Raw genomic sequence first — 23,725 nt, forward strand, 5'->3', positions numbered from 1 at the left:
AGAAAGGAAGCTTTTATAAGAATGCAGTCAGGATTGTGCAAAAAGAAAGCGGGATTTCAATCGAAATCCCGCTTAATGCTATTAATGAAAATAGAAGGTCTAATTATCGTTCATTGATATCAGGAACTCTTCATTTGATTTTGTTTTTTTCATCCTGTCGTGCAGGAACTCCATAGCTTCAACTGCTGTCATATCCGACAGGTAGTTACGCAGAATCCAGATGCGATTCATCATGTCTGGCTCTATCAACAGATCTTCACGACGCGTGCTTGACAGGTTGACATCCACAGCAGGGAATATACGCTTGTTCGACAGGCGACGGTCCAATTGTAATTCCATGTTACCTGTTCCCTTAAATTCTTCGAATATCACTTCATCCATCTTTGAACCTGTTTCGGTAAGAGCAGTGGCAATGATGGTTAATGAACCACCGTTTTCGATGTTACGCGCGGCACCAAAGAAGCGCTTAGGACGGTGTAGAGCATTGGCATCAACACCACCAGATAATACTTTACCTGAGGCAGGTGATACAGTATTGTAGGCACGGGCCAGACGAGTAATAGAATCAAGTAATACAACCACATCGTGGCCGCACTCCACCATGCGCTTAGCTTTCTCTAATACAATGTTGGCAACCTTTACATGGCGTTCTGCCGGTTCGTCAAAGGTAGATGATACCACTTCGGCATTAACGCTACGTGCCATGTCAGTTACCTCTTCAGGACGCTCGTCAATCAGCAGGATAATCATATACACTTCAGGGTGATTGGCTGCAATGGCATTGGCCACGTCCTTCAATAGTACCGTTTTACCTGTTTTAGGTTGAGCAACAATTAGTCCGCGCTGTCCTTTTCCAATAGGTGAGAACATGTCTACAACTCGTGAAGAAAGGTTGGCTTTCGGTCCTGTTGTTAAATCAAATTTCTCATCCGGGAAGATTGGTGTCAAATGATCAAATGGCACACGATCGCGCACAAATGCAGGCTGACGGCCATTGATTTGCTCAACCTTGATAAGTGGGAAGTATTTCTCTCCCTCTTTAGGTGGGCGAATGGTTCCTAAAACACTATCACCGGTTTTTAATCCGAATAATTTGATTTGCGATTGCGACACGTAAATGTCATCTGGCGAGTTAAGGTAGTTGTAATCCGACGAGCGCAGAAAACCATATCCATCAGGCATAATCTCTAATACACCTGAAGCTGAAATAATACCTTCAAACTCATATTGCTTGTCATCCTTGCGCTCTTGTTGACGGCGGTTGTCGCGCCCTTTATCATTTTGAAAGCGACGTTTGTTGCTATCATCCTGCTGACGGTTATCGCGCTGGCGATTATCCTTATCATCACGACGCTTAAACTCACGTGGTGCTTCTTCTTTTTCTTCTGCAGGAGCTACTGTTTCTGCTTTAACAACTTTTTCTTCTTCCACTTTAGGTGCAGCAGCTTTTGGTTTAGCTTCTCTTTTTACCTCTTTAGGTTGCTGCTCCTTTTTGGTCTCTTTAGGCTGTTCTTTTTCTGCTGGTTTAGCTTCTTTTGCAGGTTTCTCTTCCTTTTCGGCTATAGCATTGGCTGCTTCTGCCACTTTTGATTGCACCGATGAGGCAATTGGGCCATCGTTACGCTGGGTGCGCGGGCGTTTGGTGCGTGCTTTCTTATCTACAGGTTTATCCTTTTTAGGTTTCTTATCACTTGATACCTGAATAGCTTGTTCATCAAGGATTTTATACACCAAGTCCTGCTTTTTATATGACTCAACGCGTTTTACGTTAAGTTCTTTTGCTATTTGACGCAATTCGGTCAAAAGCTTCTTATTAAGTTCTAGTATATCATACATAAGTAATGTAACTTATTTAGGAAAATCTTCTGAATTAGATTTTGTAATTGAATTTTGCTTGAAAGTTAAATTAGGATTGACCACCTGACAGGCGTCAACTTATTGATGCAAATCTAGGGAAAGTTTGTTGACGCGCAAAAAAAAATCATCAAATTAATGAAAATGTTGTATTAATTTAATTGTCAATCACTTTGTCAGTCACAAAAAAAAATGCATTTTTAAAGTAACAAAAACAATTAAACCGAAATCTGCGTTGTTCTAAAATAGGTATACTTAAACATAACTGATTCGATATGAGACAACTCAAAATTACCAAACAGGTTACCAATCGGGAAACGCCTTCTTTAGACAAATACCTTCATGAAATAGGGAAGGTGAAGCTGCTTAACGCAGATGAAGAAGTTGTTTTGGCAAAAAAAATAAGACAAGGCGATAACAAGGCCCTTGAGCGACTTATAAATGCTAACCTCCGTTTTGTGGTATCTGTCTCCAAGCAATATCAGAATCAGGGGCTGAGCTTACCTGATTTAATCAATGAAGGTAACCTTGGGCTTATAAAAGCAGCCCAACGCTTTGATGAAACGCGAGGATTTAAGTTTATTAGTTATGCTGTTTGGTGGATACGCCAATCAATACTGCAAGCTTTGGCCGAACAAGCTCGTATTGTGCGGCTGCCTCTCAATAAAATAGGTTCCATCAATAAGGTTAGTAATGCATTTTCGAGGTTAGAGCAGGATTTTCAGCGTGAGCCAACTGCTGATGAAATTGCAAAAGTTTTGGAGATTGCACCCAAAGAGGTGAAAGAAGCTTTAAAGGTATCGTCGCGACATGTATCAATGGATGCGCCTTTGAAAAAGGATGAGGATAACACCTTATACGATGTCCTTTTATCCAACGACTCCTTAAGTCCGGATACTCATCTGCTTGATGACTCCCTCAGGCAGGAGATTGATCGGTCTTTGGCCACACTTTCAACACGTGAGTCAGATATTATTAAACTGTATTATGGATTAAGTGGTGAACCACCATATTCCCTGGAGGAAATTGGTAAATTATTTAATCTGACCAGAGAGCGGGTGCGTCAAATAAAAGAGAAAGCTATCAAGCGACTTAAGAATACCTACAGAAGTAAAATATTACGCTCTTTCCTGGGGCAATAGTAAAAAGTGTTAATTATCATATCAGTATAAAGGAATGTGTTGTATTTTTGCAACACATTTTTTATTGATTAGAGAACTGTTTACAATGAAACATTTAATTGCTCCATCCTTATTAGCAGCCGATTTTAGTAATCTCAAGAAAGATGTTGAAATGCTCAATAGAAGTGAAGCCGACTGGTTTCACCTGGATATAATGGATGGTGTTTTTGTGCCTAATATCTCCTTTGGTATTCCAATATTAGAAGCTATCAAACCTTTGGCTGAAAAACCTTTTGATGTGCACCTGATGATTGTGCAACCCGAAAGGTATATTGAGACGTTTAAAAAGGCAGGAGCTGACCTGTTTAATGTGCACTACGAGGCAAGCACGCATTTACACAGAACGGTTCAAACCATTCATGCCAATGACATGAAAGCAGGCGTAACCCTGAATCCTCATACTCCCGTTAGTGTTCTTGAAGATATTGTGAGTGAGCTGGATTTGGTGCTTCTTATGTCGGTAAATCCTGGATTTGGAGGACAAAAGTATATTGAAAACACGTACAATAAGGTTGAGCAGCTTAAAGAGCTCGTTCTGCGAAAAAATAGTCGGGCACTTATTCAGGTTGATGGTGGTGTTGATAATACCAATGCGGCACAGTTGGTGGAGAAAGGAGCTGATGTGTTAGTGGCAGGAAGTTATGTTTTTAAGTCAGTGAACCCTGAGCAGACCATTTCTGGATTAAAGAATTTATCGTTTTAACCATTAAATAAATTGGATTAGAAAAAGATGAGTGTGTAATCCTTCTGTTGTAAGGGGCTGGAAGGAGTGATGGTTTTATGTTGCTTAGAGGTGTTGTGCAGGTACCATGTATGTACCATGCTCGATACAGCTTCGGTGTTTGTTCGAATTCTATATAAGCGAAGCTGGATCGAACATGGATCGAAGCAGGATCGAAGCTGGATCGATGAATGATCGAAGCGGTATCGATGGCAGATCGAAGGTCTAATTTGTTTTAACCGAAGAAAATAATTCGCAGCTTGTAAGCACCGTGTCGAAATATTACTTTTGTGCTATATGGAAAGCAGTACAACAGATTCGAACTATAATGACCCACTTGGCGAGGCAGCACTTGCCTACCTGGCTGGGAAAAGAAACCTTAAGATTAAAGTACAATCGAATATTGTAGAAGACGACGTTATTCCGGTGGATTACCTGTTCAGGCAATTCAATGAAATGCCTGTTTTGGAGCAACAAGCGATCCTTCATTGTCGGGGAAGTGTGCTGGATATTGGTGGTGGCGTTGGTTCGCATGCCCTGGAGTTGCAAAAGAAAGGATTGGATGTCACCATGCTTGATGTTTCGCATGGATGCTGTCTGGCAGCTAAGCAAAGAGGGGTGAAAAAAGTAATCAATGATGACTTCTATTCATTGACATCTGAGCAGGGATATGATACATTGCTGCTGATGATGAACGGAATTGGATTAGCCGCAGCAATTGAGCATTTGCCGGTTTTCTTCGCTCAGATAAAAAGGTTGTTAAAACCTGGTGGTCAGGTTATCCTTGATAGTTCGGATCTACGCTACTTATACATGGACGAGGATAGTTACTGCGATTTACCTGATGAGCAATATTATGGCGAGGTGATGTACACTATGACTTTCAGGCAACATAAAACAATACCATTTGAGTGGCTGTTTATTGACTCAGCTTTGTTGGCAGCAAAAGCTAAAGAAAATGGGTTTAGTTTTGAGAAGATGGCGGATGGGTATCATTATGATTATCTGGCACGCTTGCAACTTATCACTTGAAATTAACCGATAATAACCCTAAATGAAGTTTTTGTCAAAGAATCTGGTTGAAAGGGTTATTGAACAGAAGTTGTTAATGTTAATACGATGGATTTTAGTATCTTTCGGATTGTTCGTCTATGAAAAATAATAGGTTATGAGAAATATTTACGCGTTATTATGCATATTTGTTGGATTGGTTATTAGTGTTGGTGCTTATAGTCAATCGATAATTGGCTATGAACCAGGGCAGGATGCGAATGATGCTGATAAAGCACAAAATCTGGTTTTAACTTTTGATCAGAATATCAGTTTTAATCCCAACTTTACTTTTCTTGAAATACGATTGTATAATGACGATAGCAGTTCATTAATTGAGACTTGGGTTTGTATAAATAGTTCTGCACAGCCAGGTGTGACAATTTCGGGAGATGATCTGATTATAAATCCTTCAGATGATCTACTTGAGGGAATCAGTTACCATATTGAAATTGATCCTGGAGCAATTGACGGATTTGGAGGAATTGATAACTCAGAATTAAATAACTGGCGTTTCGCAACGGTATCGTCATTGATTTATTACCCACTGCAAGATGCAATTGATGTTCCATTGATTACTTCTATGACCTTAACTTTTCAGAATAGTATTTCATTTAATCCAAATTTCACTTTCCCTGAAATAAGATTATATAATGGTGATGCTGATGCCTTGTTGGAATCCTGGACTTGTACATTGGGAAGTGCATCACCAGGGGTTTCAATATCTGATAATGTACTTACTATCAATCCAACCGATAATCTTCTGGAAGGAACAAGTTATTATATAACGATTGATCAAGGGGCAATCAATGGTTTTGATGGTATTGATAACTCAGAAGGTAATAATTGGCGATTTACAGCCATATCATATCCTCCAATTCCTATAATTTATAGTCCTACTCAGGACTCAATAAATGTGCCAATAGATAAAACATTTCGACTTACTTTTGACCGAGATATACAGTGGGTTAATGTTACATCAGACTATTATATTAGGATTAATGATAATGCAACTCAATCTCCCGTAATTAATTATTTGATAGGAAATGGAGAAATAAATGCTAACTTGAATATTACTTCGGATGTACTCTCAATTACTTTGCCTACAGCACTGAATCCGAATACAGCTTATTATATTACAGTTCCCAACGGAGTTATTGAGTCAACTTCTGGTGCCGGTTATGGTGGCATCAACAATGCGGCGGATAATAACTGGAGATTCACCACTGTTGGACCTCCGATTTGGACCAGTGGTTATCCATCGACTAGAAATTTATCCAGAACTAATGTTGATATAGTAGGGCGAACAGATAAGGCAGGTACCTATTATTACGTTGTAACGAGCAGTATCACGCAGCCTTCAGTTGCTCAAATTATGAATGGTTTAGATCATAATGGTGCAGTAGCCTTATTTCATAATTCAACAGCCCCAGGAACTATGCAGGCAAATATAGAGTTTGTTGATGTTTTGGATATTGATGGGATTGATATTGCTCCAACAACCTATTATGTGTATTATCTTGCAGTTTCGGATCAAGGATTAGATTCTCAAGTTGGAGTAACTAGTTTCACAACAGTTGAGAGAGATGCTCCAACTGCTGATTTTAATCCTGTTGATGGGGCTACTAATATTTCAGTTTCTTCTAATATTCTTGTAACCTATAATGAAGCGATCCGAAACGTAGATGGTTCAGTTATTGATAATACTAACGCACATAATCTAGTTAATATTCCTGGATTCTCTGATTATAGTGTTACGATTGATCCAACTAAACAAATTTTAACTATCACCCCAAATGTGCCGTTTGCTAGTAGCACAACTTATTCCGTTATTGTTAATCCAGTAGAGGATTGGTTTGGCAATGAGCAAACAGAAGTAATGGCAAGTTCATTTACGACTTCTGATTTTGTAACCTGGAATGGAAGTGTTTCTAGTGATTGGAGCGATCCGGATAACTGGACAGGAGCATTAGTTGCAGGATTTAATGCGCTTATTCCAGCTACTGGTGTTTCAAATTGGCCTAATGTTACTACTAATACGGGCTATTACGTGAAAGACATTGTTATTGAAGCCGGAGCTGAATTAAACATAGGTTCTATGGGTAATTTATTAGTAACAGGATATTTTGTTATGACCTCATCAAATACAGGAAAAGGAAATGCCTCACTGATAAATAACGGTACATTGAATATTTCTAGCAGTAATAAAGTGCAAATACAACAAAATGTCACGAGTAACCCAACTAAGTGGATGATGATTTCATCGCCCGTTGCAGGAGCAACTCAAGCAAATATTAATTGTGTAGGCGTTGTTTCTGAATATGATATGAGTATTAATGAATGGGTGCCCATTGGAGCAAATACCCCAATGGATGTGGCGAAAGGATATCAGTCATATTCTTTCGAGAATATGGTGTTCAGTGGTGCTATTAATAATGCCTCTTCTTATAATGTAAATGCATTGAAAACGACCCATAATGGAGGTTTTAATCTAGCAGGGAATCCATATCCATGTTCGATAGACTGGAATTTATTGGATATTGGGACAGCTGGATTGCTTAATGCTTTTTGGGTGTATTTAAATGATTCACAGCAGTATGGAACGTACAATGGAAATGCAGAGTTGGGAACTAACTTACCTGAGTTAGGAACTAGTGTAATTCCTTCTCATCATGCTTTCTGGGTTCGAGTTCCTGATGGAGAGTTGTCCGGAGCATTATCAATTCCTTCATCGGCGAGAGTTCACAATACTAATACTTATCTCAAGTCAACTAAGTCGGATAATAAGGGTGTTATTAGACTGGTTGGAGTTAATGGTGAAAGTAAAGATGAGGCTGTTATTGCTTTTAATAATGAAGCCAAAGCGGTATTTGATACGCATGATACAGAAAAACGATTTGCAAGTAAATATGGCAATGTGTTTGAAATATTCTCATTGCTTCAGGATAAGAAATTATGCATTAATAGCTTTGATGAACTTAGTGATGCGATTATAGTTCCTATTGGTGTTAATGCGCCAAGTGAGGGAAATTATACTATTGAGTTGAAGGAAGTCAATAACTTTAATAAAGAAATAGAGGTTAAGCTAGAAGATTTATCAACAGGAATATCTAATTTTATTGATATGCAAGAGGTTGGTCAATATGAATTTTCAATAGCTCAAGGATTGACAACTAATCGTTTTAATTTGCATATTCAACCCAAGAATGATGGTGCAACTAATATTAACACCGAAGATTCTGAACAAATTCAGATTTATAGCAATAACAACTATTTGTATATAGATATTCCGAATCTAAATAATCCAACATATCATCTTTTTAATATTAGCGGGCAGTTAATTGCTAATGGACAACTAGTTGGGAATAGTTTAAATAAGGTTCTTGCAATGAATAAAGGGATTGTTATTATAAAGGTTAATAGTCGTGAGGGTACATTTGTAAAAAAGGTTTTTGTGGAATAAGAAAAAACAGTTTCTTTGTATTGGAAAATGAATATGTTAAAAGTTAAAAGAAATACATATAGGGCTCCTGAATTAAAAGAGTATGAACTAGATAAGGATATCTTGCTGGTAATGGCTTCTCCAAACGATGGAACTGGACCGCCAGATCCTGGTGGTGGTGGTGGGCCTCCTCAACCAACAGCCCAGCAATCTTCATCTTCCTTGCAGGATAATCCGTTTGAAGAGAACAATTTAAAATAGATAAAAACAGAAAGGCGACCATTGGTCGCCTTTATTGTTATATCATTGCCGGTATTTGTTACATGGTTACTTGCCAGGTATCTTCCAGGTTATTTTTCCAATCGCTGAATTTTTCATCACCACCACGTACTTTCCAATCTGAGTCAACCGTTAGCTTAGAACTGATGCCTCCGCGAGGATTGCAAATCATGGTAACACGAATGCGCTCCGGCTCATATACCTCAACCAAATGGTCGTAGAATACGTTAATCAGGCGCTCGTATGATACCGTGATGTTTCTCAGGTGATGCACGTATTCTTTAAGTGACTTCAGCTCAATGATGCGTTTCTTAGGATAAAAAGTAATGAATACATCTGCAAAGTCGGGCTGATTCTTAACCCCCAGAAAGGTGAATTCAGGAATCTTAATCTTAATCTCATATGCCTGTCCAGTGGGGTTAGGCAGCGACTTTAGTATAGACTGGTCAATGTCTTTGTACGTTAAAACTTGCTGTTCCATTAATTAAATAATTTCGGTTTTTGTTTTGCTTTATGAAGAACAAAAATAATGATTTATAATAGATGATGAGAGGAATGGTGATAAATGTTAGTTTTTATTAGAAAGTGGAGGAAGGAGAAGGAAGCAATATGTTTTATGTTCTCTTTGGACTTCCTTCTTCGGACTTCGGACTTTTTTAACTAATTTTGCGCCCGAAAAACAGATAGAAAGTGGGACGATCACGAAAAAGTAAACCTTTATTAAAGAAGGTAACCATAACAGATGTGGCAGCTGAAGGCAAAGCCATGTGCCGGGTAGAGGACAGGGTGGTATTTGTGCAGCGCACTGTGCCTGGCGATGTAGTGGATGTGCAGGTAACTAAGAAACGACGCAACTACTACGAAGGTTTTCCGGTATTTTTTCATGAATACAGCAGTATTCGCCAGGAGCCTATGTGTGAGCATTTTGGTGTGTGTGGTGGCTGTAAATGGCAGGCATTGCCTTATGAGCATCAGTTAAAATACAAAGAACGTGAAGTGGTTAATAACTTAAGTAGGATTGGTAAGGTAACTTTGCCAGATGTTACACCTATCTTGCGTTCTGAAAAAACTGAGTTTTACCGAAATAAATTGGAGTTTACGTTCTCGAATAACCGCTGGTTATCTGAGGAAGAACTAAAGACCGATGAGCCTGTTGAGCATCGTAATGGGGTTGGATTTCACATTCCTGGTATGTATGATAAGGTTGAGGATGTCAAGAAGTGCTATTTACAAAAGGATCCGTCCAATGCTATTCGTTTGGCTATTAAAGACTATGCCCTTGAACATGGCCTAACCTTTTTCGACCTTAAGAAACAGGAGGGTTTTTTAAGAACACTGATTATTCGCACGAGTTCTACCGGCGAATTAATGGTTATTCTTACTTTATTTCATGAGAATAAAGAATGGCGGGAAGGTCTTCTGAGTTTTATTCAAACAAAGTTTCCTGAAATAACATCACTGATGTATGTTATCAATTCAAAGAAGAATGATACCATTGCCGACCAGGATATTGTTCTTTTTGCAGGTCAGGATCATATCTTTGAAGAGATGGAAGGCTTGAAATTTAAAATTGGCCCAAAATCTTTCTATCAAACGAATTCGGAGCAAGCCTACGAACTTTATAAGGTAACACGTGATTTTGCTAACATTAAAAGTCATGAAGTCGTTTATGACTTATATACAGGCACGGGTACCATTGCTAATTTTGTGGCAAGTCAGGCTAAAAAAGTGATTGGAGTAGAATATGTGCCTGAAGCCATCGAAGATGCAAAGGTGAATTCAACCATTAATGGCATCGATAATACCAGCTTCTTTGCGGGTGATATGAAGGATGTACTCAACTTTGATTTTATAAAGAAACAAGGGCACCCTGATGTAATGATCGTTGATCCGCCAAGAGCAGGTATGCACGCCGATGTAGTTGAAACAATTTTAACCACGGCACCGGATCGTATTGTTTATGTAAGCTGTAACTCAGCTACACAGGCACGCGATCTTAATATGCTGGATGTTCGTTATAAAGTAACCAAAGTGCAGCCTGTGGATATGTTTCCGCATACGCACCATGTTGAAAATGTAGTGCTTCTGGAAAGAAAATAATAGTATCGCATATCAAAAAGCGACAAAGGTCAAAACATGATAGGCTTTTGTCGCTTTTTTGTGCCCAATAGTTAGATTTTAGTTGTAAGCACCGAGCTTTTGGGAGGTTTTTGCCTTTTAGTGGCAACGTGTTGAATCCAGCGAGACAATAAGGGCGACTTGTTCAGCCAAAACAGAAGGGTATTGATAGTGCCCGGTATGCATATGACTTTATTACTATTCAGGTTAGCCAGTGAAGCTTCTACTACCTGTTCAACAGGTGTCCATAGAAAATCTGGTACACGATTGACGAATTCAGCTTTCCGGTCAATGGCGGAATGAAAGGAGGTTGGGGTAAAACCAGGACTTAAGGCCTGAATTTTTATGCCGTATCGCCCCACCTCACTCTGCAAGGTTTGGCTGAACTTGATGATGGCCGCCTTGGTGGTTGCATACATCACACTTCCTGGTAGCTCCATAAACGCAGCAAAGGATGCCAGGTTGATTATATAGCCAGATTGTTGCTTAATCATTTCTGGCAATACAGCTTTGCTGAATCTCACAGTACTGGTTAGGTGCACGTTTATCATGCGCAATTGCTCTTCCATTGACACTTCCATGAAATAACCAGCAATACCAAAGCCTGCATTGTTGATTAATAAATGAATATTTTGAAGAGAATGGATGTGCTGTTCAACTTGTTGTATATCGCTTTCTTTAGATAGATCGGCTACAATGTAATTAATCGTTGTGTTGTAATTGGCAGAAAGAAAGCTGGATAATTCAACGAGTTTCTCCTTGCGTCTGGCAATAAGCAATAGCTCATAGCCCTGCTCTGCCAGTTTAATGGCAAAGGCCTGTCCGATTCCACTTGTTGGCCCCGTTATAATGGCTATCTTTTTATTTGGTGCGGTCATGGTTAGTGTATTAGTATGATGCCATGACAAAGTTAATCATAATAGCTTTCATGGACTAGTGTCTGCATTTGTTTTGCTTTAAACGCAAATTTGCTTATTGTATTGCTATAAGAATTGTAAAGGGTTTTGTATCAGGTGATATTATTGTTATATTCATCATGGCATGTTATTTGAAACTAAAAACTTTATAACTCGAAAAAAATACTGCTATGAGAAGCCACTTAAATATTTTGACCACTACCATGATACTTGCCATGGTAATGCTAATTAACTTTACCAATACTGCTTTTGCGCAAACTGATTTGAAACAGTTTAAAAAGGTGGTTGAGGAGGATAGTACCCTCATTTATGGTTTAGCAGGATATGATAAAGCTGTGCGCAATGATATATTGGCTGTTGCCCAGCATCCAGAAGTGGTGCAGCAGATTAAAGATATGCAACAGGCCTCGCAAAACTCGTTCAGAGCATTAATAGAAGGGCTTGACAGGGATAAGCAATTTGGTATTTATGAGTTGAGTCGATATCCCGATCTGATTCAGGAATTAACAATTAATGGAAAGCCGAAAAAAAGTGATGTTGAGAATATCATAATCGCGTATCCTCAGGATATTCATGAGGCGGCATTGAAGTATGGACGTTCTCAGTATAAAATATTGGCAGCCATTGATCGCTTAAATCAGAAAAATAAAGATGATTTTGAAGCGCTAATTGGCAAATATGACAGTTCATTCCAGAAGGCTATTAAGCGACTAATTGATACACCTGAAGTGTTGGCAACCATGGCTGATAATCTTGAATTTACCAGGTTGGCCGGAAGTGTCTATAATCAGTATCCGGCAGATATGTCAGCTAAGCTGGAAGAAATGCATAATCAGATTAAGGTGCAGAAGGCTAAAGAGCTGGAAGATTATCAACAGAAAATGGAGGAGGATGAAGAGGCTTATCAGGAAATGCTGGCAGCAGCGGAGCAATTTGCATCGGAGGAGATGAATAATAAAAGCATAACCGATCCTGTGACTCAACAGGTGGAAGTTGTAAATGTCAATCATTATTCATACTGGTATGGATATCCATACTGGTACAGCTATCCGTATTGGCGACCATACCCATGGTATTACCATACAGGTTTTTACTACGGTTCCGGGGGGCGCATTATCTATATAGGTATGCCTTCGTATTGGTATGTTGGCTGGCATCATCGCTATTACCCTAACAGATACCCACACTTAACGTATCACTATTATCGTCATGCGCACCGTCATCTGCGTTCGTACTATAATTTTAATCGTACAGTAAATGTGAATATTAACAACAATATTTACCTCGATAGGTCAAATTTAGCGAGGATAGACAACAATCGCTCTAAGATTATTCCAAAGCAGTGGCCTGCTGAACGACCAGCTACCCGTCCGGATGTGCGCCCTGGTGAACGCCCGGTGCAGCGGCCAGAAACAAGGCCTGCTACGCGTCCGTCTACCCGACCTACACAGCCAACACAACGCCCGTCCACCCGGCCTGCTACACAACCGGTGCAGCCATCAACTCGTCCGACTACCCGTCCGGCAAGTCCGCCGGTAAATTATAATAACTATCGTTCCAACGAAAGTTTCAGGCAGAACTGGAGTCGGCCTTCAACACCGGCTACACGCCCTGCTGCTCGTCCAGCCGGAGGTTTTAAACGGCGATGATTTTTAGTTTGTAATAATAGGAGTGTATAACGATAAACTGTTTGTTATGAAACGGATAGTATTTTTTGCTATAAGTGTTTGGCTGTTTTCAGCTTGTTCATCAGTAAGGACAACTGCAGATTGGGATCCATCAGCAGACTTCAGAGGCTACCAATCCTTTAATTTTAGTGAGAGTTTTGAAGAAATTAAGCTCAATGATTTAGATAAACGGCGAGTTAAAAATGCTGTTCAGGCGGAGATGGAGAAGAGGGGGTATGTTTTATCAACTCAGCCAGACTTGCTTATTAATGGCTATGTTACATCAGTAGAAAAAACAGTGGTAACAAATACGCACTATGGTGGTTATGGTCCTTATTTTTATGGTTGGGGTGGCTGGTATACTTCCACCGATGTTAATAATTACCGCGAGGGAACGCTGATTGTTAGCCTGATAGATGTGAGAAAGAAGCAAATGATATGGGAAGGTCGCGCAGAAGGAATAGCGCCTCCGTCGGGTGGAGAAAAACGCACTAAGGCGATGGATGAAATGATTGAACGTTTATTCTGGAAGTACCCGATTAAATAATAGTGCAGGTTAATGATAACAAAGAGCGCCTCTGTTTTGAAGCGCTCTTTACTTTTTAGCTTAACCTGTTTTTGTAATCCTCATAGGTGAACTTCTTAACTATCTTCAGGCCTGTTGAATCATTCCAGATGGCAATATTTGGATGTGGTACCCCGTTGAACATGGTGGTTTTAACCATGGTGTAGTGAATCATATCTTCAAAGACCAATTTATCACCGGGCTTAAGTTCCTGCTCAAATGACCAATACTCCATATAGTCACCAGCCAGGCAGCTATTACCTCCCAGTCGATAGATGTGCATCCCTTCTATAGCGCCCTGCTTACTGTTTCGTACCCGTGGCTGGTAGGGCATCTCAAGGCAATCGGGCATATGTGCTGTAAAGGAAACATCCATAATAGCTGTTTTTACGCCTTGATTCTCAACTATATCTACTACTGATGCAACTAAGTCGCCTGTTTCCCAGGCAAAAGCACTGCCTGGTTCTAATATGATGTCCAGATTCCACTTTTCTTTAAATCGTTTGAGTAGCTCCACCAGATGTTCGGTGTCATAGCCTTTGCGGGTCATTAAATGACCGCCTCCCATATTGATCCATTTTACCTGTGGCAGGTAATTGGCGAAACGCTCTTCTACTGCTTTAAGTGTTTTTTCCAGATCGTAGGAGGTGGATTCGCAAAGGGTATGAAAATGCAGTCCTTCAATGCCTTCGGGTAACTGCGCGGGTAGCTGGCTGGCAATAACTCCCAGGCGCGATCCGGGTGCACATGGATTGTATAAGTCAGTTTCTACATCGCTGAACTGTGGGTTAATACGAATGCCGGCTGATATTTTATCGGGGTATTGTTTGATATCCTCCTTAAAAAGCTCAAACTGCGACAGGGAGTTGAATGTAATATGACTGCTGTAGCGCATCAGGGTTTCAAAATCATCTTTTTTATAGGCAGGCGAATAGGTATGTGCTTTGGCTCCCATTTCTTCGTAGGCCAGTTGAGCTTCGTGTATTGAGCTGGCGGTAGCCTTAGGAATGTATTCTGTCACAATTGGGAAGGCGCTCCACATTGAAAAGGCTTTGAAGGCCAAGATGATTTCAATGCCGGCTTTCTCCTTCACCGATTTTATGAGTTTTAGATTATTGCGAAGCAACTGTTCATCCAGCACATAGCTAGGGGTTGGAACTTTGGTATAGTCAATTGCCATTGATTTATCTTTTTGCTGTAAAAGTAATGAATCTGCAGCTGATATACTACAAAGGCCGAAACCCTATTGGGCTCCGACCTTATGCAGACTTTTGTTTTTATGGCTAATGATATAATGTTTCTAGTTACCGGCAGTCAGCGATTCTCATGGCGCCGATTTTCACTCAACTTCCGTCTTCTGCCTTGTATTTATTCGCCACTCTTACCGTAGTTGGGCAATACGCGAGCACTTGGATCGTTCACGTCACAGTTTTCCCATTCCTTGTTAGGCATCCAGAAGTCTTTTACTGATTGACTTCGGCCAGGGAAGTGTTCTTCAAACAGCTCGCGGTACATCATTGATTCTTTAGAGATAGGAGTGGCATGTGTATACTTCGCTTTTCTAGCCTCAAATTCTTCATCGCTGTACATGTCTTCGGCATAGGCCTTCAGATAATCTACCACACTGTGTCCAACGGCATCAGAGAATGCTGCTTTCTCGCGGTACAGAATATCCTTTGGCAGGTAGTCGCCTTCAAAAGCTTTACGCAGCAGGTACTTGCCAATGCCGGTAAAGTTCATTTTCTTCTCAGGACGAATGCTCATCACATACTCAACAAAGTCGAGGTCACCAAAAGGCACACGAGCTTCCAATCCGTTGCATGAGATACTTCTGTCAGCACGGAGTACATCGTACATGTAAATCTCTTTCAGGCGCTTCTCGGCCTCTTTCTGGAAGGCTGCTGGCGATGGTGCAAAATCAGTGTATTTGTACCCGAATATCTCATCGCTTATTTCTCCTGTCATCAGTACCTTAATGTCAGTATTCTCTGCCACGTATTTACAAACCATGTACATACCCATTGAGGCTCTGATGGTGGTTATATCGTAGGTTTCGATACAATAAATTAAGTGACTCAGAGAATCAAAAATATCCTGTTTCTTAAACAGTACCTCAGTGTGATCGGCACCCAGGTAATCTGCTACAATACGTGCATATTTTGTGTCAATCGGGTCGTCTTCAATGCCCACGGCAAAGGTTCTGATGGGTTTGTCGAGCATGCGTGCACCAACTGCACATGCCAGGCTCGAATCGAGGCCGCCGCTTAGCAGGAAACCTACGGGCACATCGGCGTGTAAACGCTTCTCAATACCTTTGGTCAGGTAGTGGTTGATGTGCATAAATATCTCATCCTGCTCATGGTCAACGAATTTTTCGACTTTCGAAATGTCGCGGTATTGCTTGATGGTTTCACCATCATAATAATGTCCCGGAGGAAATGGTTTCACTTCTGCACAAAGTTCATGCAGGGTTTTCATTTCACTGGCAAATAGGATATCACCTTCTTTGGAGTAACCATAGAATAGTGGACGGATACCGATTGGATCGCGTGCTGCAAAATATTTTTTAGCTACAGAGTCGTAGATCACAAACACAAACTCGGCATCCAGTGCTTTGGCTGTTTCTTCAATGCCTTTCTCTAAAAATAAAGGAATGATGACTTCGCAGTCGCTGCTCGACTTAAACTCAAATGACTCCTCGTAATTAGTTCTAAGCGCATTGTAATTGTATACTTCTCCATTACATACCAAATTTATGTGCTTATAAACTAAGGGCTGATTACCATTTGCAGACACGTCCATAATACTTAGGCGGTGGAACCCCATCCATCCTTCGTCATCAAAATCTCTTGTTATTGAGTTATCCGGACCTCTGTATTGGATCTTCTTAAACTCGCGGGCAAACTTTAGTTTGTCCATTTTGTCGCTTCCTGTATAAACTGCAAATCCACACATGACATTTAATTTTTTAATTTGTAATGGAGTAATTGTTTTTATTTCTGATTCAAAAGTAATGAATCATTATTTAAAAACAAGAAAAACTTACAAAAAATAAGTAAAAATCATTTGGAAGTGTCATATTGATACTTTGCGCATATGTGAGGATGTCCTGAAAAAAAAACATCGAATCAAGTTCGTAAAGCTCTTAAAAACATAGCTTGTAAGTGGGAATTGTGATTTTTTAAGACGAAAACAAGATGAAATTGGGGGTTGTCATTAACTAATTGAAAAAATAATAAATAGTTGCAAAAAGTAAATGAGAAATATTAAATAGTAATATATGGGGTTGATTAAGTATTAATATATCGCTCTGTGGCGTTTGTGAAGTTATTGCGTCTTAATCTGGTATTGACCACACCTTTCTTAAAATTCAAATTATTCAATGCGGGGATGCAATGTCCTGCTGCAAAGTTGCAGCAATGGCGCAGACAATTGTGCAGGTATGTTGCTGCAGGCTTGCAGGAATATTGGTGACCCTTTTGCTAATTAAAGTGATGATGCCTGGCAGGTGGCTGAGGATTGCATAAAAAAAGCTGCCACAGGTGACAGCTTCTATTATTATTTTAGACTGGATTACAATTCAATATCCACATCGTGTTGCTCAACCCAAGGTAAGCCCAGCTTGTTGAGTTGCTCCATAAACGGATCCGGATTAAACTCTTCAACATTAAATACACCTGGTTTTCTCCATAGTCCCTGCAGGTACATCATGGCACCAATAGTGGCCGGTACACCTGTGGTGTAGCTCACACCCTGTGCGCCTGTTTCGTTATAGGCATCCTGGTGCTTGCAATTGTTATAGACGTAGTAGGTCTTTTCCTTACCATCTTTTAAACCACGTATACGACAGCCAATCGATGTTTCGCCGGTATAGTTTTCACCCAAATCACCCGGATCAGGTAATACCGCTTTCAGGAACTGAATCGGTACAATCTCTTTTCCTTCGTACATGATAGGCTCAATACCAGCCATGCCAATGTTTTGGATAACGCGCAGGTGTGTTAAATACTCCTGCCCAAAGGTCATCCAGAAACGGGCACGTTTCAGACTTGGGAAATTCTTGGTCAGTGACTCCAGTTCTTCATGGTAAATAACGTATGATTCGCGTTCGCCAATATTCGGATAGTTTAATGGCCTATGAATTTCGTGTGGTTCAGTCTCCACCCACTGGCCATTCTCCCAATACTTCCCTTTTTGAGTGACTTCGCGAATGTTGATTTCCGGATTGAAATTGGTGGCAAAAGCCTTACCATGATCGCCGCCATTACAGTCAACAATATCCAAATATTGAATCTCATCAAAGTGGTGCTTGGCTGCATGCGCCGTAAAAATACTGGTAACGCCCGGGTCAAATCCACACCCCAGAATAGCAGTGATGCCCGCCTCTTTGAAGCGGTCCTGGTAGGCCCATTGCCATTTGTATTCAAATTTAGCCTCATCAATAGGTTCGTAGTTGGCCGTATCTAAATAAGCTGTTTTTGTTTCTAAACAGGCATCCATTATAGTCAGATCCTGATAGGGTAATGCCACATTAACCACAATGTCAGGCTGAAATGAATTAATTAACTCTACCAATTCAGGTACATTATCTGCATCTACCTGAGCGGTTTGAATGCGATCCTTACCAATGCGCTCTGCTATTGCATCGCATTTACTTTTGGTACGGCTGGCCAGCATTATTTCAGAAAATACATCTGGCAATGATGCCATTTTGTGAGCTACAACGGTGCCAACACCACCTGCTCCAATAATTAAAACTTTACCCATTTGATAAGTTGTAATAAAAAACCTAATGTTTCGTTTTTACTAATGCATTTAACTCTGCCTCGTCATTGAGGTCATCATTGCAAATTGACAAAAAAAAAGGATAACTGGCAATACTCCTATCATCTTTGTTATTGATTATTTTTTTGTGTCTAAAATCGTTATTTAATCATTTATTGATTAGACCAATAGGTCTGTTTGTGATTTAATTTCCAAAGTTAATTGATTATTAAAATGTTGAAAATTAGCAATTGAAGCTGTGAAGTTTCTGCTTAAATTACTAATTTTCGGGCCTAAACCTGAATTGTATATGTTAATAATTAGGCATTCTGTTGTTTTTGTTGTCCTTCTGGTGCTTCTTTCTGGTTGTAACACCGGGAAGCGCGTTGATGGAACCCATGACCAGCAAGCCGTCATTGGATTTTATAATCTGGAGAATTTGTTTGACACCATTGACGCACCTGGGGTTAATGATGAGGAATTTACTCCGCAGTGTGTTAAACAATGGACATCAGCTCGCTATGCAGCCAAGTTGAATAATATGGCAGAAGTAATAGCCAGTTTGGGTGATACCATTGGAAAGGGCGGTCCGGCTATTATGGGGCTGTGTGAGGTGGAAAATATTAATGTAGTCAATGATCTCATTGCGAATAAACACCTTGCAGATTTGGGCTATCAGGTGGTTCATCAGGATTCGCCTGATAAGAGAGGTATTGATGTGGCTCTGCTTTATCGACCTGATTTTTTTCAGTTAGATCAGGTGACTGCACTACCGCTTTATATTTATGATCAGGAAGACGGTGAGCGCATTTATACGCGCGATCAGCTCTTGGTGTCAGGCTTGCTTTTGGGTGAAAAGGTGCACGTGGTTGTTAATCACTGGCCTTCGCGTTACGGAGGTGAGGAGCGTAGTCGACCTTCGCGCAGAGTAGCGGCAGAACTAAGCCGGGCTATTGTTGATTCGTTACAAGCCATTGATAATGCAGCTAAGGTAATTTTGATGGGCGACTTGAATGATGATCCGGATAATATTAGTGTTAAGGAAGTGTTGAAAGCCATTAAGGCAGCTGAGTTGAATGAAGCAAAAGATTTATATAATCCCTATGCCGACATGCATGTTGAAGGAGTGGGAACGCTTTGTTACCGTGGCTTTTGGAATATGTTTGATCAGATTGTACTTACGCAGAGCCTGATGGATACTGAAAATGGATTAAGTTTTGAGAAAGCATACATTTATAATCATGATCGCCTGAAGGTGGCAGATGGTAAGTATAAAGGCTACCCATACCGCACTTATGTAGGTAAACGCTATGATGGTGGTTATAGCGATCATTTCCCGGTTTATATCGTACTTAATAAGTATTAGTTTATACCTTTAGTTATGAAAAAGGTCGGTGAGCTAACGTGCTGCCGGCCTTTTTTAGTTTTTATCATCAAGGTATAACCCTTTGCTTTGGATATACTCAAACACCTTAGCGGGTAAAAAGAATGGGGTTTGCTTACCTTCTTTTATCCACTGTCGAATATCTGATGACGCAATCTCAATGAGTGGGGCAGCTGTTATTTTGCAGTTGTCAGGAAGTGTGTGACTATTCAGGTTGGTACCAAGGCGTGGATATACATATATACGGTACCTGGCTATTATTTCCTCAGCCGATTTCCAATGCTCAAAGCGTGCAATGTTGTCGGCGCCCATGATGATACTAAAACAACAATTCGCATATTTCTTTTCCAGAGCCTTAAGCGTGTCAATAGTGTAAGATGGTATTGGTAAACTTAACTCAATATCTTCAGCCTGGTACTTTGGCTCTTTTTGGGTGGCAATGCGCACCATCTCCAATCTTTGTTCGGCACTTAACAGCTCATCAGCATTTTTAAAAGGATTTTGCGGGCTCACCACAAACCAGATCTCTTCTATGTTTTCAAATTCAAGCATGTAATTGGCCAGCGCCAAATGGCCTATGTGAATGGGATTGAATGAACCAAAGAAGAGACCTACTTGCTTCATGAACTATTTTTTTAGAAAGTCATTTAGTGCTGCTTCTGTTGCTTGTAAGGCTTGCTCAAGGTTATCATTAACAATGACTTTATCAAAATCAGGTGCAAAGGCAAGTTCCTTTTCAGCTTTGGCTATTCGCATAGCTATCTTTTCAGCAGAGTCAGTACCTCTGTTCAGTAGCCGGTTGCGCAGCTCCTCAACCGAAGGGGGCTGAATAAACAGGCTCAGCGCCTTGTCGCCATACATCTTTTTGATATTAACACCACCAACTACATCTACATCAAAAACAATGTTGTGGCCTTTGGAACAGATGCGCTCTACTTCACTTTTGAGCGTACCATAAAAGGTGTTTTCATACACCTCTTCCCACTCCAGGAAATCATCCTGATTAATGCGTTTTTTAAACTCTTCAGGCGACAAAAAGTAATATTCCACGCCGTGCTTTTCATTGCCACGTGGAGCGCGGCTGGTGGCTGAAATAGAGAATTCCAGATCAAATCCTTTATTCAGAAGTGCCTGTACAATAGTGCTTTTGCCAGCACCCGACGGGGCTGAAAATATGATGAGCTTACCTTCTTTATTCATTTTGTTGACAGTGGTGTGATAACAAAAGTCTTTCATTAAAATGGGGAGAATGTGCTTATAATTATAAAACGTTCAGAATTTGTTCCTTAATTTTCTCTAACTCGTCCTTCATTCTGATGACTATTTTTTGCAGGTCTGCATCATTGGCTTTTGAACCCAGCGTGTTTATTTCACGGCCAATCTCCTGGGTGATGAATCCCAATTTTTTACCAACAGGTTCTTTGCTGTCAATGGTTTCCATGAAATATTCCAGGTGGTTGCTCAGGCGCACTTTTTCTTCAGTTACATCAAGTTTCTCGAGGTAGAAGATGATTTCCTGCTCAAAACGATTTTCATCAATCTTATTGTTTTGTCCCAGTTCTTCAAGGTTTTCGCGTATACGTGTTTTTATTTTCTCAATTCGCTGAGTTTCATACTTGGGTACTTCTGTCAGTAATTCGCCAATCAACTGTATGCGTTCTTTAATATCGGCTTCCAGGGCCGCGCCTTCTCTTCTTCTGAAATCTGTAATGTCAGCAATGGCAGCACGAAGGGTTTCAGTAATCGCTTTCCATTCCTCTTCATCCAGCTCGGCCAGTTCAACCTTAACGGTATCCGGAAGTGGCATAATCACTTTCAGGTAATCGGTTGATTGCTCCAGTCCAAGTTCAGAGGCTATAGACTTCAGTTGAGCATGATAATTGGCGATAACCTGTTGATTAATTTTGGTGATCTTATCGGAGGTGGCTGCTTCTACATAAAAACTAAGGTCAATTTTTCCGCGCGAGAGCTGCTTGCCTAAAAGGCTTCTTACTTCAATTTCTTTCTCCCGGTACAGGTTTGGCAGTCGTGTATTTAAATCAAGCTGCTTGCTGTTAAGTGATTTAATCTCAATGCTAATCTTTTTGTTAGGAAGCTCACAAACGGCTTTCCCATAACCGGTCATTGATTGAATCATAGGTCTCAATTATTTCAAGTAAAGCGCAAAGGTAATCTTTTTCCACTACTTGACTATGTAAATCGATAACAGTTAAAAGTGAGGATTTATTTTTGTCTAAATTATTTTCATAAACATCAAACAATCAGAGTGATTTATTTAGAACGACACAAAAACGACTAAGAAAAAGAATAAAAGATTAAACAAAAACATTAGTGTCCAGTTTACCTTACAAATCACCAATTAAATAATCTAAATATTAAGGACATGAAACGAGTAATTGACAATTTTGGAAAAAACATTTGGGTACTAATATTAATGTTAGGACTAGCTTTTGTAAATGTATCGTGTGAAGACGATGATGATTCAGGGAATGATGATCCGATGCCGGAAAATCCGATGACCATAACTGATATTGCTGCAAGTAATGCAGATTTCAGTATTTTGGTTGCTGCACTTCAGAAAGTAGGTTTAGATGACGACCTAGCGTCAGAGAACAATGAATTTACAGTGTTCGCGCCAACTAATGATGCTTTTACGGCTTTGCTGACAGAATTAAATGTTTCAGGGTTGGATGATATACCTAATGATGTGCTAACAAGCGTGTTACTATACCACGTTGTGTCGGGTTCGAAAATGGCGAATATGATCGAAACGGGCTACTATAGTTCTCTAAGCGACGGCCCAAAAGATGGATATGGTCTGTCATTTTATGTAGATATGAGTTCAGCAATGATTAATGCCCGAGCTAAAATAACCGCTACCGACATTAAGGCTGATAACGGTATTATCCATGTGATTGATAAGGTGATGTTGCCAATGACCATTACAGACCATGCTGTGGCCAACCCTGCCTTTTCATCGTTGGTTGCTGGTGTAACTAAAGCCGAATTGGCTGGTGCTCTTGACGATGAGTCAGCTATGTATACTGTGTTTGCACCAACAAACGATGCTTTCGAGATGTTTTTTACGGATCTTGGTGTGACCCTTGATGATCTTTCGAAAGAAACACTTAGTTCGGTAATTCTTTATCATGCTATGGGTGACGCTGTTCCAGCTTCGATGGTAGAGCCTGGTTATTTTCCAACCCTAAGTACTGCTTTTGACAACGCGATAAGTCTTAAAATAGATACTGAAGGCGGAGTATTCTTAAATTCAGATAGCGAGGTTGTAGCTACAGATGTTGTAGCCACCAACGGTATTGTACATGCCATCAACAAAGTGATTATGCCGCCTAGTGTTGTTGATATCGCCATTGATAATACAAATTTCAGCACATTAGTGCAGGCAGTTGTTAAGGCTGAGTTGGTCGATGCTCTGTCAGGCGACGGTCCATTTACCGTGTTTGCTCCAACCAATGCCGCATTTGATGCATTGTTTACAGAACTAAATATCACAGGTATTGATGACCTGACCAAAGAGGACTTAACACCTATTTTATTGGCTCACGTAGTTAGTGGTAACGTTAAATCAACGGATTTAAGTAATGGTACTGTGCCAACGCTTAATGATCAAAAGACCTTAGCCGTTGCTGTTGATGGTGGTGTTACCATTGATGAAGCCATTAATGTGGTTGCTGCAGATATTCAAGGTAAGAACGGAATAGTTCACGTAATTGATAAGGTGATTATTCCTTAATTGTCGATTTTTAATCGAGATTAATAGGG

At 40.2% G+C, this 23,725-nt stretch carries 19 protein-coding genes; 10 read left to right on the forward strand and 9 right to left on the reverse strand.

From position 1 onward, the window contains the following. Positions 1-99: 99 nt before the first annotated feature. On the reverse strand, positions 100-1,836 hold the full coding sequence (gene rho, locus KEM09_RS08530) for a transcription termination factor Rho (protein ID WP_212227595.1): 1,737 nt from the start codon (positions 1,834-1,836) through the stop codon (positions 100-102). A 293-nt stretch (positions 1,837-2,129) separates the two neighbouring features. On the opposite strand from rho, the gene KEM09_RS08535 reads away from it, so the two are divergent. The 5 genes from KEM09_RS08535 to KEM09_RS08555 all read left to right on the forward strand — a co-directional run bounded on the left by KEM09_RS08535 (position 2,130) and on the right by KEM09_RS08555 (position 8,509). Next, complete coding sequence (locus KEM09_RS08535) at positions 2,130-2,996, forward strand: sigma-70 family RNA polymerase sigma factor (protein WP_212227596.1); 867 nt, start codon at positions 2,130-2,132, stop codon at positions 2,994-2,996. A gap of 85 nt (positions 2,997-3,081) precedes the next feature. After that, a complete protein-coding gene (gene rpe / locus KEM09_RS08540; RefSeq protein ID WP_212227597.1) occupies positions 3,082-3,738 on the forward strand; it encodes a ribulose-phosphate 3-epimerase in 657 nt (218 codons plus the stop codon). Positions 3,739-4,053: 315 nt separating this feature from the next. Beyond that, positions 4,054-4,788, forward strand: coding sequence for a class I SAM-dependent methyltransferase (locus tag KEM09_RS08545; RefSeq protein ID WP_212227598.1), 735 nt, complete (start codon positions 4,054-4,056; stop codon positions 4,786-4,788). A gap of 136 nt (positions 4,789-4,924) precedes the next feature. Continuing rightward, a complete protein-coding gene (locus KEM09_RS08550; protein ID WP_212227600.1) occupies positions 4,925-8,269 on the forward strand; it encodes an Ig-like domain-containing protein in 3,345 nt (1,114 codons plus the stop codon). 15 nt (positions 8,270-8,284) lie between these two features. Further along, positions 8,285-8,509 carry a hypothetical protein gene (locus KEM09_RS08555; protein ID WP_212227602.1) on the forward strand — a complete coding sequence of 75 codons (225 nt, stop codon included), beginning with the start codon at positions 8,285-8,287 and terminating at the stop codon, positions 8,507-8,509. A gap of 58 nt (positions 8,510-8,567) precedes the next feature. Here the strand turns inward: KEM09_RS08555 and queF are convergent, their stop codons facing one another. After that, positions 8,568-9,008, reverse strand: a complete 441-nt coding sequence (gene queF, locus KEM09_RS08560; protein ID WP_212192669.1) for a preQ(1) synthase — start codon at positions 9,006-9,008, stop codon at positions 8,568-8,570. A 209-nt stretch (positions 9,009-9,217) separates the two neighbouring features. Between queF and rlmD the strand changes: the two genes are divergently transcribed. Continuing rightward, positions 9,218-10,627 carry a 23S rRNA (uracil(1939)-C(5))-methyltransferase RlmD gene (gene rlmD, locus KEM09_RS08565; RefSeq protein WP_212227604.1) on the forward strand — a complete coding sequence of 470 codons (1,410 nt, stop codon included), beginning with the start codon at positions 9,218-9,220 and terminating at the stop codon, positions 10,625-10,627. Positions 10,628-10,698: 71 nt separating this feature from the next. On the opposite strand, the gene KEM09_RS08570 is transcribed toward rlmD, so the two are convergent. Continuing rightward, positions 10,699-11,523 carry an SDR family NAD(P)-dependent oxidoreductase gene (locus KEM09_RS08570; RefSeq protein WP_212227606.1) on the reverse strand — a complete coding sequence of 275 codons (825 nt, stop codon included), beginning with the start codon at positions 11,521-11,523 and terminating at the stop codon, positions 10,699-10,701. A 209-nt stretch (positions 11,524-11,732) separates the two neighbouring features. On the opposite strand from KEM09_RS08570, the gene KEM09_RS08575 reads away from it, so the two are divergent. Together KEM09_RS08575 and KEM09_RS08580 are read left to right on the forward strand one after the other, a co-directional pair. Further along, a complete protein-coding gene (locus KEM09_RS08575) occupies positions 11,733-13,211 on the forward strand; it encodes a DUF3300 domain-containing protein (protein WP_212227608.1) in 1,479 nt (492 codons plus the stop codon). A 46-nt stretch (positions 13,212-13,257) separates the two neighbouring features. Beyond that, on the forward strand, positions 13,258-13,776 hold the full coding sequence (locus KEM09_RS08580) for a DUF4136 domain-containing protein (RefSeq protein WP_212227610.1): 519 nt from the start codon (positions 13,258-13,260) through the stop codon (positions 13,774-13,776). A gap of 55 nt (positions 13,777-13,831) precedes the next feature. On the opposite strand, the gene nspC is transcribed toward KEM09_RS08580, so the two are convergent. The 3 genes from nspC to KEM09_RS08595 all read right to left on the reverse strand — a co-directional run bounded on the left by nspC (position 13,832) and on the right by KEM09_RS08595 (position 18,561). Then, positions 13,832-14,974, reverse strand: a complete 1,143-nt coding sequence (nspC, locus tag KEM09_RS08585) for a carboxynorspermidine decarboxylase (protein ID WP_212227612.1) — start codon at positions 14,972-14,974, stop codon at positions 13,832-13,834. Positions 14,975-15,162: 188 nt separating this feature from the next. After that, positions 15,163-16,749, reverse strand: a complete 1,587-nt coding sequence (gene asnB / locus KEM09_RS08590) for an asparagine synthase B (protein WP_212227614.1) — start codon at positions 16,747-16,749, stop codon at positions 15,163-15,165. A 618-nt stretch (positions 16,750-17,367) separates the two neighbouring features. Beyond that, positions 17,368-18,561, reverse strand: a complete 1,194-nt coding sequence (locus KEM09_RS08595; RefSeq protein ID WP_212227616.1) for a saccharopine dehydrogenase family protein — start codon at positions 18,559-18,561, stop codon at positions 17,368-17,370. Positions 18,562-18,868: 307 nt separating this feature from the next. Between KEM09_RS08595 and KEM09_RS08600 the strand changes: the two genes are divergently transcribed. Further along, a complete protein-coding gene (locus tag KEM09_RS08600; RefSeq protein WP_212227618.1) occupies positions 18,869-19,924 on the forward strand; it encodes an endonuclease/exonuclease/phosphatase family protein in 1,056 nt (351 codons plus the stop codon). Positions 19,925-19,978: 54 nt separating this feature from the next. Here the strand turns inward: KEM09_RS08600 and nadD are convergent, their stop codons facing one another. From nadD to KEM09_RS08615, 3 genes are read right to left on the reverse strand one after another with little or no spacing between them, the layout of a single operon-like run. After that, positions 19,979-20,566 carry a nicotinate (nicotinamide) nucleotide adenylyltransferase gene (gene nadD / locus KEM09_RS08605; RefSeq protein ID WP_212227620.1) on the reverse strand — a complete coding sequence of 196 codons (588 nt, stop codon included), beginning with the start codon at positions 20,564-20,566 and terminating at the stop codon, positions 19,979-19,981. A 3-nt stretch (positions 20,567-20,569) separates the two neighbouring features. Next, positions 20,570-21,178, reverse strand: a complete 609-nt coding sequence (gene gmk / locus KEM09_RS08610; protein ID WP_244824918.1) for a guanylate kinase — start codon at positions 21,176-21,178, stop codon at positions 20,570-20,572. A 25-nt stretch (positions 21,179-21,203) separates the two neighbouring features. Beyond that, entirely contained in the window at positions 21,204-22,079 is an 876-nt protein-coding gene (locus KEM09_RS08615; protein WP_212227622.1) for a YicC/YloC family endoribonuclease, read from the reverse strand. A 246-nt stretch (positions 22,080-22,325) separates the two neighbouring features. Here KEM09_RS08615 and KEM09_RS08620 point away from each other — a divergent pair, with 246 nt between their 5' ends. Then, the gene (locus KEM09_RS08620) at positions 22,326-23,696 is read left to right on the forward strand and encodes a fasciclin domain-containing protein (protein ID WP_212227624.1); all 1,371 of its coding nucleotides are present in this window, start codon (positions 22,326-22,328) and stop codon (positions 23,694-23,696) included. Positions 23,697-23,725: the final 29 nt, after the last annotated feature.

The sequence above is a fragment of the Carboxylicivirga mesophila genome (assembly GCF_018271975.1).
Lineage (GTDB): Bacteria > Bacteroidota > Bacteroidia > Bacteroidales > Marinilabiliaceae > Carboxylicivirga > Carboxylicivirga mesophila.

Bases quoted from the DNA above. Each gene is read 5' to 3' on its own strand.
- rho (WP_212227595.1), bottom strand. From the start codon at position 1,836: ATGTATGATATACTAGAACTTAATAAGAAGCTTTTGACCGAATTGCGT.
- KEM09_RS08535 (WP_212227596.1), top strand. From the start codon at position 2,130: ATGAGACAACTCAAAATTACCAAACAGGTTACCAATCGGGAAACGCCT.
- rpe (WP_212227597.1), top strand. From the start codon at position 3,082: ATGAAACATTTAATTGCTCCATCCTTATTAGCAGCCGATTTTAGTAAT.
- KEM09_RS08545 (WP_212227598.1), top strand. From the start codon at position 4,054: ATGGAAAGCAGTACAACAGATTCGAACTATAATGACCCACTTGGCGAG.
- KEM09_RS08550 (WP_212227600.1), top strand. From the start codon at position 4,925: ATGAGAAATATTTACGCGTTATTATGCATATTTGTTGGATTGGTTATT.
- queF (WP_212192669.1), bottom strand. From the start codon at position 9,008: ATGGAACAGCAAGTTTTAACGTACAAAGACATTGACCAGTCTATACTA.
- KEM09_RS08570 (WP_212227606.1), bottom strand. From the start codon at position 11,523: ATGACCGCACCAAATAAAAAGATAGCCATTATAACGGGGCCAACAAGT.
- KEM09_RS08575 (WP_212227608.1), top strand. From the start codon at position 11,733: ATGAGAAGCCACTTAAATATTTTGACCACTACCATGATACTTGCCATG.
- KEM09_RS08580 (WP_212227610.1), top strand. From the start codon at position 13,258: ATGAAACGGATAGTATTTTTTGCTATAAGTGTTTGGCTGTTTTCAGCT.
- nspC (WP_212227612.1), bottom strand. From the start codon at position 14,974: ATGGCAATTGACTATACCAAAGTTCCAACCCCTAGCTATGTGCTGGAT.
- asnB (WP_212227614.1), bottom strand. From the start codon at position 16,749: ATGTGTGGATTTGCAGTTTATACAGGAAGCGACAAAATGGACAAACTA.
- KEM09_RS08595 (WP_212227616.1), bottom strand. From the start codon at position 18,561: ATGGGTAAAGTTTTAATTATTGGAGCAGGTGGTGTTGGCACCGTTGTA.
- KEM09_RS08600 (WP_212227618.1), top strand. From the start codon at position 18,869: ATGTTAATAATTAGGCATTCTGTTGTTTTTGTTGTCCTTCTGGTGCTT.
- nadD (WP_212227620.1), bottom strand. From the start codon at position 20,566: ATGAAGCAAGTAGGTCTCTTCTTTGGTTCATTCAATCCCATTCACATA.
- gmk (WP_244824918.1), bottom strand. From the start codon at position 21,178: ATGAAAGACTTTTGTTATCACACCACTGTCAACAAAATGAATAAAGAA.
- KEM09_RS08615 (WP_212227622.1), bottom strand. From the start codon at position 22,079: ATGATTCAATCAATGACCGGTTATGGGAAAGCCGTTTGTGAGCTTCCT.
- KEM09_RS08620 (WP_212227624.1), top strand. From the start codon at position 22,326: ATGAAACGAGTAATTGACAATTTTGGAAAAAACATTTGGGTACTAATA.